This is a genomic window from Exiguobacterium sp. QJM3NY_9, from assembly GCF_056173545.1.
This window is the reverse complement of sequence record NZ_CM149679.1, coordinates 919,868-932,922: the sequence shown is the minus strand read 5'-3', so window position 1 is coordinate 932,922 and position 13,055 is coordinate 919,868. Positions and strand designations below refer to the sequence as shown.

The 13,055-nt window shown below is 45.2% G+C and carries 12 protein-coding genes; 3 read left to right on the top strand and 9 right to left on the bottom strand.

The genetic code is table 11. The features are described from left to right. Positions 1–3: 3 nt before the first annotated feature. From AC0VYQ_RS04605 to AC0VYQ_RS04585, 5 genes are all read right to left on the bottom strand, one after another. Complete coding sequence (locus AC0VYQ_RS04605; protein ID WP_214893025.1) at positions 4–1,848, bottom strand: EAL domain-containing protein; 1,845 nt, start codon at positions 1,846–1,848, stop codon at positions 4–6. Between the two features lie 153 nt (positions 1,849–2,001). After that, positions 2,002–3,099 carry a hypothetical protein gene (locus AC0VYQ_RS04600; protein WP_475404330.1) on the bottom strand — a complete coding sequence of 366 codons (1,098 nt, stop codon included), beginning with the start codon at positions 3,097–3,099 and terminating at the stop codon, positions 2,002–2,004. 12 nt (positions 3,100–3,111) lie between these two features. Then, positions 3,112–3,933, bottom strand: a complete 822-nt coding sequence (locus AC0VYQ_RS04595; RefSeq protein ID WP_475404329.1) for a hypothetical protein — start codon at positions 3,931–3,933, stop codon at positions 3,112–3,114. Next, on the bottom strand, positions 3,930–4,610 hold the full coding sequence (locus AC0VYQ_RS04590) for an ATP-binding cassette domain-containing protein (RefSeq protein WP_475404328.1): 681 nt from the start codon (positions 4,608–4,610) through the stop codon (positions 3,930–3,932). The genes AC0VYQ_RS04595 and AC0VYQ_RS04590 overlap by 4 nt, the downstream gene beginning before the upstream one ends. Further along, positions 4,603–4,989, bottom strand: a complete 387-nt coding sequence (locus AC0VYQ_RS04585) for a GntR family transcriptional regulator (protein ID WP_088836572.1) — start codon at positions 4,987–4,989, stop codon at positions 4,603–4,605. Before AC0VYQ_RS04585 ends, AC0VYQ_RS04590 begins: the two co-directional genes overlap by 8 nt. A 149-nt stretch (positions 4,990–5,138) precedes the next feature. On the opposite strand from AC0VYQ_RS04585, the gene AC0VYQ_RS04580 reads away from it, so the two are divergent. Continuing rightward, on the top strand, positions 5,139–5,270 hold the full coding sequence (locus AC0VYQ_RS04580; protein WP_475404327.1) for a hypothetical protein: 132 nt from the start codon (positions 5,139–5,141) through the stop codon (positions 5,268–5,270). Positions 5,271–5,432: 162 nt separating this feature from the next. Here the strand turns inward: AC0VYQ_RS04580 and AC0VYQ_RS04575 are convergent, their stop codons facing one another. The 4 genes from AC0VYQ_RS04575 to AC0VYQ_RS04560 form a co-directional block, all read right to left on the bottom strand. Further along, positions 5,433–6,869 (bottom strand): NAD(P)H-hydrate dehydratase, encoded by a 1,437-nt coding sequence (locus AC0VYQ_RS04575; protein ID WP_475404736.1) that lies wholly within the window; start codon positions 6,867–6,869, stop codon positions 5,433–5,435. Between the two features lie 185 nt (positions 6,870–7,054). Continuing rightward, positions 7,055–7,480: a Fur family transcriptional regulator gene (locus AC0VYQ_RS04570; protein ID WP_029332963.1), complete on the bottom strand. Its 426-nt coding sequence runs from the start codon at positions 7,478–7,480 to the stop codon at positions 7,055–7,057. Further along, complete coding sequence (locus tag AC0VYQ_RS04565) at positions 7,452–8,321, bottom strand: metal ABC transporter permease (RefSeq protein ID WP_029332962.1); 870 nt, start codon at positions 8,319–8,321, stop codon at positions 7,452–7,454. Before AC0VYQ_RS04565 ends, AC0VYQ_RS04570 begins: the two co-directional genes overlap by 29 nt. Beyond that, a complete protein-coding gene (locus tag AC0VYQ_RS04560) occupies positions 8,318–9,085 on the bottom strand; it encodes a metal ABC transporter ATP-binding protein (RefSeq protein ID WP_088836571.1) in 768 nt (255 codons plus the stop codon). The genes AC0VYQ_RS04565 and AC0VYQ_RS04560 overlap by 4 nt, the downstream gene beginning before the upstream one ends. A gap of 217 nt (positions 9,086–9,302) precedes the next feature. Between AC0VYQ_RS04560 and AC0VYQ_RS04555 the strand changes: the two genes are divergently transcribed. Further along, a complete protein-coding gene (locus tag AC0VYQ_RS04555; protein WP_214765414.1) occupies positions 9,303–10,841 on the top strand; it encodes a Ppx/GppA phosphatase family protein in 1,539 nt (512 codons plus the stop codon). Beyond that, a complete protein-coding gene (locus AC0VYQ_RS04550) occupies positions 10,838–12,997 on the top strand; it encodes an RNA degradosome polyphosphate kinase (protein WP_088836569.1) in 2,160 nt (719 codons plus the stop codon). Before AC0VYQ_RS04555 ends, AC0VYQ_RS04550 begins: the two co-directional genes overlap by 4 nt. Positions 12,998–13,055: the final 58 nt, after the last annotated feature.

Below are 13,055 nucleotides of genomic sequence, written 5' to 3'. Positions count from 1 at the left end.
GACTTAATCCATCGCTTCCTTATTTTTGCTTTCTAATAAAAGAATGATATCTGTTAGCGAAACTGGTTTTGCAAAAAAGTAACCTTGAAAAAGATGAATCCCAATATCTTTCGCAATTTGAACTTCTTCTCCTGTCTCTACCCCTTCGACGATACACTCGACATTCATCGAACGTGTCAATTGGAAAATCGATTCAAGGATGGACTGGCGTTTTGCTGATTCTTCAATTTGTTCAATGAACTGTTTCGGTATTTTTAATTGGCGCAAAGGTAACAATCGTTCCAATACATGGTAAGAAGCATGACCTGTTCCAAAGTCATCTAACGACACTGGAAAATCAAGTGTTTTTATCCGCCGTAATGCCCGAAGAATCGGCTGGCTCTCAAAATCGAGCGACTGACTTTCCGTAATCTCGATTTTGATTTGTTGCGGTTTAAGCGAATACTTAAGTAGCATCCGTTCAATAAAGGGCATGAACGATTCGTTCGTCAATTGGCGTGGTGACACATTCACTGATACCGTAAAATTCTCTGGCACAAGACCGATCAATCGTTTTCTTGTCTTACAGCCTTCTTCAAAAATCCATTCGCCTAGACGAATGATTAAGTCACTTTTTTCAGCAATCGGGATGAAGACGGATGGTTGATTCGCTTTAGACAACTCCGTTTTCCAGCGAACGAGTGCTTCAAGTCCAACAAAGGTCTGTTGATTCGAATCGTACTGTAGCTGATAGACTAAATAAAAATCTCGATTGACTTCAGCAAGTGATAAGGCGCGCGCAGCTTCGACACGTAATGTTTGTTCACAGCGCCATGTTTGATCGATACACATGACTTTTTTATCATTTTGAACGGATTCTTGTAGCGCAGAATTCACTTGTTGAACTCGTTTCATCCAACTTTTTTGCAACGTATCGCCGTCATCAATTACGATATACAGATTGACATAAATTTGATGGAGGTCTATCTGATAGGGCGCAGACATTTTTTGACTAAGTAACTCCATCTCATCATGACAGGAAACACCTTCAGGTTTTTCCATGACGACAGCAAGCGTCCCTCCTTCAATCCGCACAAGTGCTAAGTAAGGTGGAAGTAATGATTGGAGTCGTTCGATACATTCAAACAAGACACGAGCTTGTATGTCTTCTCCAAAATAGCGTGCCAATTCATAATAATTCTCAAGGTGAATACCGATGAGCAGTAAATGTTGACGGTTAGCATCATCAAAAAAATCTTCTAATCCACGCATATTCAATAATTCTGTTTGCGGATCACGTTTTGCGGCCTCATCAAGTTGATTAGCAAGCGAGTGCAATTGACTTAAATTTCGTATGTGTAAATGATTGATGATTAGCGCAATGCAAATTCCAATCGTAATCATCCCGAGCCGTGCGACATGATCTGAAGAGTCGATTTCCACCATAGTCGCCGTTGTATTCAACATGATAAACAGATTCGTCGCTAGTACGACGACAATCGTATACCACATCACAATCCGGTTGTACGAGATCAAGGCAATCATTAAAAATAAAAAACAACTTGCCCAAGCTGTGACGGCAGCATATGGTAACAAATTAATCGAGATGATCGGCACAATCAGTAACATGATGGAGAGGAGATGCGATTGATATTTTGACGCGATATGACTTCGACTAATGATAAACGTCGTTATCCCGATCACTAAAAGCAGTATGATGATCGTTGATCGATTAAGATACGCATTTTGTAATACATCATCCGTCGTCCCTAAAAAAATCAAAGCTCCTGCTGTCATCATGAACAACGCAAAATTTCCCATCCAGTGTTGTTGTGCGATAGTGGTATCAGTCGTCGTGCTAAGCGGCATACGTCTCCTCCTTTCATTTCCGATTGTCATTGAGGTAGTCATTTTTTTATTCGACATCGCTTGATGATACTCCTGTCTTACGTTATGTGTCAATTTTTTACTTAAAAAGACATGTTCTTCTGTTTTTACACAGCTGAACATGTCTGATTTGATTTAATATCCAAAAAAGCTGGTGATGATGGCGCTTGACTTCACTTGATTTTTATCGCGAATCTGTCCGACATAGATGACGTCCCCTGACAAGATATCGACGACACGAATTTGATAATCAGACGCGTTCATCTTCGAGACGAAATAAAACTGGTTGTCTGCAAATGCTTCATCAATCGATCCCATCTTTTTCTCCACCGCTTCAAGCTTGATCGCATCCGTTGTCACTTGCTTCGTTGCAGTGTCATAGACGGTCCATTGCAGTTCGTTTGTTTCTTCATTTTCATTATAAGCGATCAATCGTTCCCCATTGCCCATCGCAATGAAGGATTGATTCGTTTTATTTAACTTCTCGATTGGTCGGACGTGTTTCCCGTCATCTTCAAGATACGTTTCCTGAATTTCCTGCTCGTTATTTTCATCCATGAATTGTTGTACATAGATGACGCGATCCGGCCCGGCCGTTAAGTAGTTTCTGAATTCGTTCTTTTTGATTGCCGGTGAAGCGAGCGGCACCGGCTTAATTTTTTTCTGTTGATAGTCTACTTGCATCAATTGATTGGTCTCGTGATTTTTTCTGTACGCATCGACTTGGATATAAAGTGTCTTGTCCATCCGGTCGATGACGCGTACGCTGCCTGTGCCATACCCCGTCTTGACGGCAGACGGAAACGGGAGTGTCATTTCCGTCAGCCGTTTCGTCTGTTTATCCCACATCTTTAATTCCAGTTCTTTTTCAGCCGTACGGATGCCGTACAGGTAGTCGTCATCTTCACTGAGCGTTTCATCCGCCCGTAAAAAATCCTTGGCGTCTGTTTTTAGAATCGGGTTAAACTCTCTGTTCCCAAGTATTCCTTCAAGATAATTGTCGTTATTTTTTTTGACTGTCCCATCCAACGATACATCGGAATAGACGTTTTTACCTTTCGCTGTCGACTGCAGAATCAGATGCAGTTTCGCAAGGTTCGTCCCCTTTACGTCTCCTTCTATGTGCTTGACGGTGTAGTCCGCCGTTTGAATCGTTGCCGTGTAACCATAATAACTCGTCAGACTCACTAGACAGATAACGAGTAACACCACTAAGTATTGAAAGCTTCGCATCATGTTCCCCCCTTAAACGGATAGTTTGTTTTGGACTAAGCGAATGCTTCTAAAACCGATATAGAAGAAGCCGATCGATAATAAGACAAGATACAACGTCATGTATTCTACTCTTAACAATAAACCGGACAGTGGACCTTCCATGATATAGATTGTGAGCCCGAACGGCAGGATTAAAATCATCGCTTCGGCTATCAGCTGGATCATCGCCCGTGATTTTCGGAACGACCGCTCAATCAGGACGATGAAAAACAACAGATTGATGACGGCACAGGACATCATCAATAAGATGAAGACATCCTCGATATTCATCGAATAAAACACTTGCAGCAGACTCCCATCTTTAATCAGACCGGTCGGTAATTTATGTGATTCTGGTAACAACCAATCAAACAGACCGTAACTTGCGACAACCGTCAGCCACTGCAAACCGATTAAACTCACCGTCACGAGCAGGACCGTCGTCAGCTTCGCAAAGTAGATTGACACCCGACTGCCCGGTAAAAGTAATAGTCGATAGATATGTTTTGACTCGCCAATCCATTCACGGTACCAAATTTGCAAGGCGAGTACTAAGATATATGCGACACCAATCATCATGATGTAATCAAAAATCGAGGTCGCTGCCGCAAAAGAAAATGTTCCATACGAATTGACTGCTTCGAGTTCCGAGGCTTGGTTCATCCGCATGAACGTCTCGATGCTTCGTTCGTATAACATCGTCTTGACGACGACTGACAGTAGTTCAAGCACGATTAATGCACCGACTACGATTAAATACAATTTACTGCTCCGTTTGATTTCTTCATTCGTTAACATCAAATACTTTTTCATCGCTGATACACCTCCCGCATCCGGTCTTGGACGGATTTCCCGTGAATTTCCCGCATTTCTTCCGTATTGTGTTCATCAATGATTTGTCCGTCCTGTAAAAAAATCACACGGTCAATCAAATGCTCGACTTCGACGATTTCATGCGTCGTCATCAAGATGCCGCGCCCTTCCATATAATGACTCGAAAAAATCCAGGCAATCTGTTCTTTCGTAAACAAATCAATCCCGGCAAACGGTTCGTCCAGCAACAGATACGGCCGATCGAGGGCAAAACCGAGTAATAAATTGACCTTTGCCTGATTTCCTTTTGAGAGCTCATTAATTTTATCCGTCGACAGCAGTTTGAACGTCGCCATCAATTCATCTGCCGTCTGCTCGTTCCAGTCCGGATAATAATCGTTCATGTATGTAAGCGCATCCCCGATGGTCATATAGCTCGGCATCGTCTGGACGTCCGGCACAAAAGCGATTTTTTCACGCGACGTCGTCCCGTCGACGATGATACTGCCGGCGTCCATCGGAATCAGACCGACGATGCCTTTAAGAATCGTCGATTTCCCTTCCCCGTTTAAACCGATTAAACACGTTAACGTATCCGGTTTGACAGAAAACGATACACCGTTCAAAACGGGACGTTTTCGTCCAAAGCGTTTTTTTAGACCATGTACCTCAAGCATCGATTTTCCCCCGTTCTTTCGTTTCGTATAGGTGTTCGATCTTCATGACGACTTCATCAAGCGGGACTTGAATCGCCTGGATTGAATGCACAAACTGTTCGACTGCTTCATTTAACAATTCCGCCCGGACCTTCGAGACAACTTCCGGATCCATCGTAATTTTACTCGGGACATTTCGTTCAGTCGTAATCAAGTGTTGTTCCTCCATTTCCTTATATGCTTTTTGAGCGGTGTTCGGATTGATTCCTAGTTGAGCAGCGATTTCGCGTCGTGAAGGAATCTCCTGACCACGTTTCAACTCTTCCGTCGCGATTCGTTCTTTAAACCACCGGATGACTTGTAGGTAGACAGGACTCCGTTGATCGAATTGCATCGGCATGTTGCCACCTCCATCGTTATACTGTATTAAAACACTAATACACCTTATGACTGTATGATACTTGTAATACAGTCGTAGGTCAATAAAAAAAATCACTTCTTTTTCGAAGTGATTTTAGGGTGTAAACAAACTTGAGGAGTCGGATGGGCATGAAGGCATGTCGCGCTTCCCTGTCTTCACTCGTCTTCAAAGCGGCAATCTTCCGCGCCGCTTCGCTTCACTGCAGGGTCGCGGAATGTTGCCTTTCGCTTTGGAAGCGGTTCAGACGGTACGCGCTCTAAATCTTTGCATGACTTGTCTTTCACTGCGTCACAGTTTGAAAGGCTTCGTTTTCATTGACTCCTACGGGAAAAGTACGTTTTTGTCCGTCTCGCCCGAAGAACGCAACGAAAAAGATAGACGCTTTTATCTCCCACTATCACTTTGTCTACGCTAAGAAAAGGTTAGATTCGTCGTGCCAATTCATCAATCAAATCCGTCGCAACGATACTACTTGGATGGATGCGTTGTTCGATCCGCTTAGAAGCCCGTGCATACCAAGCGACTCCCATGGCGATTAAATGCTCAACCGATCCTTGATCGTGGTAGTCACGTTGGGCGAGCAGACTGGTTATCAAGCCAAATAGCGTATCGCCGCTGCCGCCTTTTGCAAGTCCACTCGATGCCCCGGAAATGACGTATCCTCCCCCGTCCGGTTTAGCGACCAAAATGACATGCGATTTCAAAACAACCGTCACTTGATGGAGCATCGCATAGTCCGACGCTGCTTCAAATAAATCATCTTGAATGTCTGCGACCGCTTTGTTCGTCATTCGGGCAAACTCACCGATATGTGGGGTTACAACGATTGGGGCTCGCCGTTCTGGATACTCTTCGCGAATCAGTGCCGCCGCATCGAGGACAACGGGAATATCTTTAGTAAAAGCCAGTTCAATCCAGTCCGCTACTTTATCCGAAGTCAGTCCCGGTCCGATTCCGACAGCCGTCACTTGATCAAGCATCGCTTGAATCGTTTCCGTCGTCTGATTGAGCACCATCGCTTCCGGCGCGTTGATTAATAATCCAATTTTTGCTGAATCGACTGTTGCGACCTGTAACTTTCCGACACCGGTTCGTAAAGCCGCCCGCGCCGCGAGTTGAATCGAACCCGGCATTGTCTCGCTTCCGCCAATCAAAAGTGCCGTGCCATAGGTCCCTTTATGTCCATCGTGTTGCCGTTCAAACAAACTGTCGATCGGTTCCTCGAACAGTTCCCATTCCGCTGCGTTCGGTAATCCGATATCGACGAGCTCGACATCTCCATAAAACGGTGCGGTCTTCAGTAAAAAGGCGGACCGTTTATAGGCGTGGAGGCAAAACGTCTGCATCGCTTGAACCGCTTCCAAAGAAAAATCGGTTGCCGCATCAGACGGTACTCCGCTTGGCACATCGATCGCATAAACGATTGCTCCTTGCTGACGCTGTTCTTTCACCATGTCAAAGGTTTTTTCCGTCACCTCATTGATTCGTTTCGGATCAAACCCTGTTCCGAAGAGCGCATCGATAATCACATCATATTGTCCACAAGGTGGCTCTGCGACGACACCAAATTTTTCAGCATACGTTTCATGGAGCCGTGCCGTCTCCGTCTTGGTTGGACCAAGCGGAGCTTGGACCGTCACGTCATAGTCGTCTCGAATCAGCTCACGGGCGATGACGTATCCATCCCCTCCATTGTTGCCTGTCCCACAAATGATTAAAATTCGGTCCGTCTTGGTATGCCGTTGCTTCATCTCGGCCGCGACATGTTGCCCGGCCCGTTCCATCAGCACTTCGACCGGCAGCCCCGACGTCCGTGCCCATTCATCAATTTGTCTTGCTTCATTTGCATCATAGATCATTCCAATCACCTCTGTTCGTCCTATTCCCGTTTTCCACCGAACTATGCAACAAAGGCAGTCGATCCTGAAACCAAAAAAGGGATTGCCCACTTAAGTATGGCAATCCCTTTTTCTTGATTGTTTTGTTCAAAATCAACTTGTTCCCCTTCATCCTCATATGATCCTCTAGAAGAAGTTATTCTGAGTCAGACAGATTGGCAATCGGCACACCGACCATAGATTTCAAACTTATGATCTTCAACCTCAAAACCAGACGCTTTGATTGGTGACATTAATTCCATCGGGCACACGTTCAGCGTTTGCGTCTTTCCACAAGCGCGACAAATTAAATGATGATGATGTTGTCCCGACTGACAAGCAGCACGATATTTCATTTCACCGTCAAGTTCCGTCGTTTCTAAAATATTGATTTCCGCAAAGTCGTTTAAGTTACGGTAAATCGTATCGTAACTTAGCGACGGATGAGAGGTCCGTAATTCTTCCGCGATTTCTCGAGCACTGACATACCGGTTCGCTTCAAAGAGATACGCCAGTAAATCAAGCCGCTTCGGCGTTGCTTTAAATCCGGAAGCTTTCATTTGTTCACGCGCTTGTTCGATCTGTTTCTGCATGCGTTTTTCCTCCAATCCAAAACCGTTCCACTAACATCACGATGATGAGTTCAGCAACAGCAAGCATGACAATCATTCCGCCAGGTGCTAAATCGAATTGATAGGCAAGAATCAACCCGGCGACCGTCGCGACTTCACCAAAGATGATCGCAAACAAAATCGTCGTCTTGAAACTTTTTGCAAAACGAAGCGCCGCTGCGACGGGTAATGTGATTAAACTAGAGACGAGTAAAATGCCGACGACGCGCATACTGATTGCAATGACGAGCGCTACGACAATCATAAATAAGATATGCACAAGACGTAAACGAATACCCGAGACACGCGCCTGTTCTTCATCAAAGGATAAAAAAAGTAATTCCTTATAAAAAGCGATGACGAACAAGATAACGATTCCCGTCACGATTAAAATGGTATAGACATCCGTCAATGTGACAGCCGAGACCGTTCCGAACAAAAAGGACACTAAGTCCATTGAAAATCCATTCGCCAAGCTGATAAAAATTGCCCCAAGTCCCATCCCAGTTGCCATGATGATCGGAATCGCAAGTTCTTGAAAATGTTTATATTTCGCGCGCAACCAGTCAATCGTCAACGCCGCGATGACGGCCGTCACAATCCCTAAGTAAAGAGGGTTCAAACCAGATAAACTTGCGACCATCCCTGAAATCAACAGACTGAGTGCAATTCCAGCAAGTGTGACGTGAGACAAGGCATCGGCGATGAGACTCATCCGGCGTACGACGACGAACGACCCAATCAACGGGGCCGTAAACCCAATCAAGACTGCTGCGACGAGTGCGTACTGTAAAAATTTTAATGTCATAAAGGCTTCAATCACTGGACGCCCTCCCCTTCATGGATAAGCACGCGTCCCGGTACCGGGTAAAGCGAACGAATCGTCTGCTCATCAAGTTCCCAGTATTCCTTAATACCACAGTTGCAACCAAGACGTCCGTCCACGAGATGAATGACGTCCGTGACGAGCTTACTGACAAAATGAATATCATGGGTGACGAGGACAAACGTCCGCTTCTTATCACGTCGTAGTTCTTCTAAAATTTCATAAAATTCTTTGACATACCGCTGGTCGACACCGACTGTCGGTTCATCGAGAATCATCAAGTCCGGATCATTGACGAGTGCACGCGCGATAAAGACGCGTTGTTGTTGCCCCCCCGATAAATCACCGACCTTCGAGTCGCGCCGCTCCCACATGCCGACTGTCTCAAGCGCCGTTTTCACTTTTTCACGATCTTGTTTCGTTACACGGCGAAATAACCCTTTTTTCGCGTACAGCCCCATTTCGACGACTTCAGCGACCGTCACAGGAAAACCGGAGTTAAACGAAGCCGCCTTTTGCGAGACATAACTGATCCGCCACCAGTCATTGAAATTCGACTGATTTTGTCCGAACAGGCGAATCGATCCTTTCGGGTTCAACAGCCCAAGCATACATTTAATTAACGTCGACTTCCCGGATCCATTTTCGCCAACGATGGCGAGAAATTGTCCTTGCTCAACTGTGAATGACACATTGTTCAATACACGGCGATCCGGGTAATCGTACGTTACTTGATTAATCTCAATAATCGGTTCATTCATTTGTCTTCACTCCTTCCGTTTTTTAAAACGGAATAATTACGTCTTATCAACTTTTCCATTATAGCCCCGCTCCCTGACTGACGCAACTGATGTAACTTTTTTAAACGTTATCGTTTTTTCAGTTAGTCACAAGGTACAATAAAGAAAGATACACTCCCGTTTCTCACCGTATCGTTTCGGGAACAGTTTACTATATGTGAAAGGAGTCGGGATATCTTTGAAAAACGAATTAGCAGTCATCGACATCGGATCGAACTCGATCCGTTACGTCATCTTCCACCCAATCGATTCAGGTCGCTACATCGAAAAAATTAACGTGAAGGTGGTCGCTCGACTATCCGCTCATATCGATCAAGACGGAGCACTCGATCAAGCGGGCATCGACATCTTATCTGACACACTCCAACGGTTTCATGAAATCGGTTTGACGCATAACGTCGAAGAAACGTTCTGCGTCGCGACAGCTGCCATTCGAAATGCCACGAATCGCCAGGAAATCGTTGAGACCGTTGACCAGACGACTCCATTTTCGATGCGTATCCTATCCGACGAGCAAGAAGCCTACTATGGCTATTTCGCCATCATTAACTCGACCTTCTTGACAGATGGTTATTCCGTCGATATCGGCGGCGGTTCGATGGAAGTGACGTTGATCGAAAATCGCGAGATGGTCGCCTATCACAGTTTTCCGTTCGGAGCCGTCACGTTGACACGCCAGTTCATCTCCGGTGAGACGATGACCTCAAGTGAACAAAAGAAATTGATTAAATTCTTAAAAGAGCAGTTCGCTGAAATTCCTTGGCTTAAAGAAAAAAAATTGCCGTTGATCGGTGTTGGTGGTTCTGCCCGAAACTTCGTCCGCATCCATCAGTCGACTCTCGATTATCCACTTCACGGGATCCATCAATATCAAGTCCGGACAAAAGAACTCGGAAAACTCGTTGACGAGCTTGAAGACAAGTCACCAAAACACCTTGGGAAAATTGAAGGGTTATCAAAAGATCGAGTCGATATCTTCCTACCTGCCCTGATTGCGATTCACGAACTCGCGTTACATATCGAGGCCGACCAATTCGTGATGAGTAACTATGGTTTGCGCGAAGGACTCGTCTATGAGTACGACTTACACGAAGGTAACCAACGCCGTGTTGAAAACGTCCGCGAAGAAAGTCTGTTTCAACTCGAAAGTGATTATAAAGTCAATCGCGACCGGATGAATTACCTCGGCACGCTCGCTAAATCACTATATCGTCAACTCGTCTCACTCGACATCATTCCGGAACGCGCCGCCGATTTACGATTACTTGATTCAGCGAGTCGTCTGCTTTACTGCGGACAGTATATCAATCCAGATACGCGGTCGAACCAGACCTTTTATTTATTGACGAATACGGACTTGAAAGGCATGACGCATAAAGATCGGCTTGCGCTCGCGCTCGTCAGCTCTTATTCATCGTCAAAACGGATGCAACAACTCTTGAAACCATTTAAAGATTGGTTTTCCGATAAATCAATCGAGCGGTTCGATTTGCTTGGATCACTTCTTAAGCTTGCCGATGCACTCGACGTGACGGAGCGTCGCGCCGTCGACAGTGTCGAACTGCACATTGAAAACGAAGCCCTGCTCCTGACGCTCGATACGGGTGATCATGATTATGGATTTGAAGTCGAAAAAGCCGAAAAACAAAAAAAACATCTCGAACGCGTCATCGACCAGTCGATTGAACTGCAAACGAAAGGAAGTCTTACTTCATGAAATTCGATTCTCCAGACTACTTTAATAATCGCGAAATCAGTTGGCTCCAGTTTAATGAACGTGTGCTCGGAGAAGTCTTAGATACACGAAATCCGTTGATGGAACGATTGAAGTTTTTAGGGATTTTCAGCTCCAACCTGGACGAATTTTATATGGTACGTGTCGGTGGATTAAAGGATGAGGTCCTGGCCGGGTTCAACAAGCCGGAAAACAAACAGCAGTTGACGCCGAAGCAGCAACTGCGCGCAATCGCCGCGAAAACTAAAGAGCTCGTCGAACAGCAATATGAGGCATTCAAGGAAATTAGTACTGCTTTAAAGAAAGAGTCGATTTTCTTTTTAAAGCACGAGGAATTAAACGAAGTTCAGTCCGAATATGTGAAAGCGTTTTTCCGTGATCAAGTTTTCCCTGTACTGACGCCGGTCGCAGTCGATGCCTATCGCCCCTTTCCGATGTTATCATCGAAGTCGCTCAATATCGCGACTGCACTCGAAGCAGAGGATGGTTCAAAGCGGAACTTAGCGCTCGTCCAAGTCCCTGCCGTCTTACCGCGTTTCGTCGATTTACCGGTCGACGATGAAGAGACGACGGCCGTCATCTTACTCGAAGATGTCATTATCTCCTTCATCGATTCGCTCTTTAAAGGTTATCGTGTCCTGTCTGCGATGCCATTTCGCATCACGCGAAATGCCGACCTCCCGTTTCATGAAGAAGGGACACATGACATTTTAAAACTGATTGAAAAGGAATTAAAAAAACGCCGGTGGGGGGTAGGGATTCGTCTCGAGATTCAAAAAAATGCCATCAATACAGAACTACTCAACATGTTGCGCGACGTGCTCGACTTACAAGATCGCGATATTTTCGCCGTCGACGGTCCAATCGATTTAACGTTCGCTTTCGCCTTTTATAGTCAAATCGGTGTCGAGTACGACCACTTGATTTATCAAACGATCATGCCAGTCGAACCACCTGCGCTCGAACAATCGAAAAACTTATTCGATCAGATTTTACAACGCGATTATTTGTTACATCACCCGTACCATACGTTCGATCCAATCGTCCGTCTGATTGGTCAGGCAGCTAATGATCCGAACGTACTCGCAATCAAACAAACGCTTTACCGTGTCTCAGGGGACTCCCCTATCATTAAAGCTTTAAAGACAGCCGTCGAAAATGGGAAACAGGTTACTGTTCTCGTCGAGCTGAAAGCCCGGTTTGACGAAGCGAAGAACATCGAGTGGGCAAAACAACTTGAAAAAGTCGGTGCTCACGTCATCTATGGGTATAGTGACTTAAAGACGCACTCAAAGATCACCTTGATCGTCCGCCTTCAAGAAGGACGAATTCAACGCTTCGTCCATCTCGGGACGGGGAATTATAACGATTCAACGGCGAAACTCTATACCGACATCGGTCTATTGACCGTCCGCGAACAATTAGCGGAAGATGCGACAAACTTCTTCAACTGGTTATCCGGATACGGGGAACAGCCGAAATGGAATGCAATCCACACGTCCCCTAATTCGATGCTTGAAAAATTCTTATCATTGATTGATGACGAAATCAAATTTCATAAAAAACATGGCAACGGTCGAATCGTCGCGAAGATGAACAGTTTGACGGAAAAAGAAATCATCACGAAGCTCTATCAAGCATCACGTGCCGGCGTCCGCATCGAACTGATTGTCCGTGGCGTCTGTTGTCTCCGTCCACAAATCAAAGGTGTTTCAGAAAACATCAGAGTCACGTCTGTCGTCGATCGATACTTGGAGCACTCACGAATCTTTTATTTCCACCATAACGGAGAAGAACTGATTTACTGTTCGAGTGCCGACTGGATGACACGAAATATGCGCAAACGCATTGAAATCTTATTCCCGATCATCGATGAAGATCATAAAGAGTATTTGAAGGATTGCCTCGCGATGACACTGGCGGACAATATCAAAGCACGGGAACAAGGGGCGGATGGAGAATACGCTTACGTCACGCGTGGTAAACAAGCATGTGAATCGCAAATCTTGATTCAACATTATACGAACGACAAATTAAAATCAAAACCATCATTCGAAAACCCACTCGAACACAAATGGATTGCCATTGAACGAAAGGAAGATAAAATCTCGTTCGAGCCACAATCACCTCAAAAATAAATGTTGTTTAACGTCAGACATCTTCATATAATGAAAGTGTAAGCGTTTTTTTATATGA

Bases quoted from the DNA above. Each gene is read 5' to 3' on its own strand.
- AC0VYQ_RS04605 (WP_214893025.1), bottom strand. From the start codon at position 1,848: ATGCCGCTTAGCACGACGACTGATACCACTATCGCACAACAACACTGG.
- AC0VYQ_RS04600 (WP_475404330.1), bottom strand. From the start codon at position 3,099: ATGCGAAGCTTTCAATACTTAGTGGTGTTACTCGTTATCTGTCTAGTG.
- AC0VYQ_RS04595 (WP_475404329.1), bottom strand. From the start codon at position 3,933: ATGAAAAAGTATTTGATGTTAACGAATGAAGAAATCAAACGGAGCAGT.
- AC0VYQ_RS04590 (WP_475404328.1), bottom strand. From the start codon at position 4,610: ATGCTTGAGGTACATGGTCTAAAAAAACGCTTTGGACGAAAACGTCCC.
- AC0VYQ_RS04585 (WP_088836572.1), bottom strand. From the start codon at position 4,989: ATGCCGATGCAATTCGATCAACGGAGTCCTGTCTACCTACAAGTCATC.
- AC0VYQ_RS04580 (WP_475404327.1), top strand. From the start codon at position 5,139: ATGAAGGCATGTCGCGCTTCCCTGTCTTCACTCGTCTTCAAAGCGGCA.
- AC0VYQ_RS04575 (WP_475404736.1), bottom strand. From the start codon at position 6,869: ATGATCTATGATGCAAATGAAGCAAGACAAATTGATGAATGGGCACGG.
- AC0VYQ_RS04570 (WP_029332963.1), bottom strand. From the start codon at position 7,480: ATGCAGAAACAGATCGAACAAGCGCGTGAACAAATGAAAGCTTCCGGA.
- AC0VYQ_RS04560 (WP_088836571.1), bottom strand. From the start codon at position 9,085: ATGAATGAACCGATTATTGAGATTAATCAAGTAACGTACGATTACCCG.
- AC0VYQ_RS04550 (WP_088836569.1), top strand. From the start codon at position 10,838: ATGAAATTCGATTCTCCAGACTACTTTAATAATCGCGAAATCAGTTGG.